We start from the raw sequence: 3,255 nt of genomic DNA on the forward strand, positions 1-3,255 counted from the left end.
GGGCGACCGCGGCCTCGATGTCTTTCATCGCCTCGCGCCTGAGGAAATCGTGCACCCGCCGCGCTACATGCGGCCGCTCGCCCGCGACGCAGAGGAGCGCCCCCTCATCGCCGGTCTCGGTCCAGACGACGCCCCGCGCCCCCGGCCGGTGGACGATCGTATGATCGACGCCGCGCAGAGGCATCGTCGCATGGGGCTCGAAGGCGACCGGGCGCGGCAACCGGGCGAGCCGCACGCCGATCCAGGCCGAATGGCGCTCGGCGAATTCCCGCGCAGCCGTCATCGACGCCCGCGCCGGCATGGTGAGCAGCACGTCGCGGCTCGCCGCGCGCACCCGGAGGGTGAACCGTCGCGATCGCGTCGAGCGATTGACCGCGATGCGATAAACCTCGCCGTTGTGCCTGAGGTCGAGATGGGTTGGTTCAGGCCCGCGCTCGAACAGCCGCAACAATCCGCTTTTCGCCATGGGTTCGCGCCAAAATCCTTTCGCCCGGCCCGAATCGGAGTCTAGCAGAACTGACGCTTAAGGAAGGCCGCCCTTGTGAGAGGCGGTCTCATGCGCGTGGCGGCAGGACCAAATCCGCCCGCGTGCGATGTCGCGTTAGGGGCGGCAGCGCCAGTCCGCCGAGGGGAGCGGAGGATAGCCGGCGGACATGCGCGAGCCTGCACGCGTAGTGACCATGCAGAGCGGTCGCTCATTCGGATCCGTGAAGATCATTGCGCAGCGATGTCGGGCGCTTTCGGGAATTCGCGACCGCAACGCTCGAGGACCATCGGTTTCGTCTCCGGCTCGTGCCCTCGCGCGACTTCGAGCAAACCGTTGTCCAGATCCGTGAGGCTGTGCAGGGCGATCGGGGCGCCGTGGAAGACGTGGAAGCGGACGCTGACGACACGTGGATTGCAGGGCGACAAAGGAATGGAATGCAGCATGACGAGGCGGCCGTAGGCAAGCACCTCTCCCAGTTCGTAGACGCGCTCGATCCTTTGGCCTTGCACATTCCGGTCGCGGTGCGGCGGATCGACGGAATAAAATCCGGTCACCATCGAAGGATCGAAGGCGTAGACGCGCCGGATGCGCCAATCGGAATAGGCCGCAAGCTGCGCCAGTCCGCCCCCGAGCGAATGCCCGACCGTGTCGATCTGGGTTGAGCCCGGCCGGTAGCACGGATCCCGTTCGATATGGCCGATGAAGTCGCCGATATGGTCGCGGACCTGATCGTATTGGTCGTAAATGGGTAGACTGCGCAGGACCCAGTGGAAATTGGATTCCCAATCGCCCTTGTTGCCGCCCGTGGTGCCGCGGAAGGCGATGACCGCCTCAGAGCAGCGTGCGCCCTTGCGCGCCCAGACCTGGACGCCCAGGCCGCCGACCGGCTCGTTCCGCCCCGGCGTTCGCACCTTGCATTCCTCGGGCCCGTCGCAACTCCAGACATATCGCCATTCGCTGAGCCATCGGGCCGCGCGTCGATCCTCCGTCGCGTCGCAATCCTTGGGATCGGCCGCTGAGCAGATGGTCTCGCGTGGCGCGACCTTATGCGCCGCATAGACCCGAGGATCGTAGGATTGCTCCGACAGGAGAGCATAGGGCAGGACGCGCGCGGCGGTCGGCCCGGCCTGTTGCCGCACGGCGAAGTTGTCCTCGCCTTCCGTCCGTTGAATGACCTGGTCCGGACCCTGGTCGAGATGCAGGTCCGCGCAGGCCGAGAGACAGAAGAGCGCGATCGCGCCGGCGACGAATTGTGTTAGCCCTATAGCCCCTGCGGACAATTCCATCGAAGCTCCCGCCAAATGCGAGACATGGATAATCGGTATGCTCGGGTGCGGCGAGGGACGTCAAGATTTGGCGCGGACGACGAGTGGACATGGATCCAGCGTCTTCGCGGTCAGATGATCTCCGACCGGTTGCGTGGGCGAAATCGGCCTCGTCCTCCGTACGCACGGCCAAAGCTCGAATGCGGGAACCCGGAATTGTAGAGGGCGGATAGCCGCCGACAACTATTGGCGTTTGCAATTTGTGGCGTCGGTCGCCGCGTCGCTTACTGCGGGCACGATAGTTCGTGCGGATGATACACAGCCCGTCAGCCTAGCCGCCAGTCGAGCGGCGGCGCGGGCTTGAGCAGCGTCGGCAGCCCCGCGGCGACGAACACCACGGCGTCGCAGGCCTTTGCGACCGCGGCGTTCGCCCTCCCCTGCAGGTCGCGGAAGTCGCGTCCGAGCCGGGTCTCCGGCACGAGCGCCAGCCCGACCTCGTTGGAGACCAGGATCGCCGGCCCCTCGAGCGCGCCGAGGGCGCGCGCCAGCGCCTCGGCCGCGGCCTCGACGTCGCGGCCAGCGAGCATGAGGTTCGTGATCCACAGCGTGAGGCAGTCGGCGAGCACGACCCGCCCCCCCCGCGCTTCGGCGGCGAGCGCCTCGGCGAGGTCGAGCGGCGCCTCGCGCGTAGACCAGCCGAGCCCGCGCGCCTGCCGGTGGCGCGCGATCCGGTCCGCCATTTCCGGGTCGCCCGCCTCGGCGGTCGCAAGATAGACCCGTTCGGGCGCGGCGGCTTCGGCGAGCGCCTGCGCAAAGGCGCTCTTGCCGGATCGCGCGCCCCCGAGCACCCGGACGCTGCGCGCCTCAACCGGGATCGCCGCCATCGCCTACCCCGCAAATCCGCGCGGGCGCACGCCCGGATCGCAGACAAGAAACCGCTCGGTCGGCATCCACCACACCTCGTCGGGCCGGAACCTGTCGATCGCGCTCCAGTCGAAGGCGCAATGCTCGTGGCTCAGCCACACCACGCGTCCGACATGCGGCAGCAGCATGGGCTCGAAATGCGCGCCGGCAAAGGAGTCGCCGAGGATCAGGATCGTCGGCCCCGGATGGCCCGAGTCGAGCCAATAATCGCCGTAGGGGTCGGCGGTCATGAGCTGCTTCCTGCCCTCGGGGAGCCGGAGCTCCTCGACCTCCTCGCTGACGGCGTCCTGGACGCCGAGCATCCGGGCGAGATCGCCGCCCTCGCGCGGCGACGGCGGGGAAAGCGCGGCGGCCGGATCGAGCCGCCAGTCGGGGCGCCCGTCCGCCTCGACCACGGCGTTGAAGGCGGCGAGAGCGCCGAACGCAGTCCAGTGCGTGTCGTGGCGGAAATAGGCGGCGCCGTCCGCGCGCGCTCTCGCCATGACCGGCCGGAGGTCGACCGTCTTCACGCGCCTCGCGGCGAGGCCGTCGAGGAAGAGGTCGTATTCGGTCCGCCGGCCGTGGTTCTGCGCCCAGTTG

General features: G+C 68.4%; 4 protein-coding genes. All 4 read right to left on the reverse strand.

The window, feature by feature from the left end; genetic code table 11:
* The coding region (locus ACLP25_RS09085; protein ID WP_442468877.1) for a YgjP-like metallopeptidase domain-containing protein at positions 1–466 on the reverse strand (466 nt) is incomplete at its 3' end.
* Between the two features lie 248 nt (positions 467–714).
* Positions 715–1,773 (reverse strand): lipase, encoded by a 1,059-nt coding sequence (locus ACLP25_RS09090; protein WP_442468878.1) that lies wholly within the window; start codon positions 1,771–1,773, stop codon positions 715–717.
* A 305-nt stretch (positions 1,774–2,078) separates the two neighbouring features.
* On the reverse strand, positions 2,079–2,636 hold the full coding sequence (gene cobU / locus ACLP25_RS09095; RefSeq protein ID WP_442468879.1) for a bifunctional adenosylcobinamide kinase/adenosylcobinamide-phosphate guanylyltransferase: 558 nt from the start codon (positions 2,634–2,636) through the stop codon (positions 2,079–2,081).
* Positions 2,637–2,639: 3 nt separating this feature from the next.
* Positions 2,640–3,255 (reverse strand): alginate O-acetyltransferase AlgX-related protein (locus tag ACLP25_RS09100; RefSeq protein ID WP_442468880.1); only part of this gene is annotated, 616 nt, incomplete at its 5' end.

The sequence above is a fragment of the Roseiarcus sp. genome, from assembly GCF_052145395.1.
In the GTDB taxonomy this organism is placed as follows: Bacteria; Pseudomonadota; Alphaproteobacteria; order Rhizobiales; family Beijerinckiaceae; genus Roseiarcus.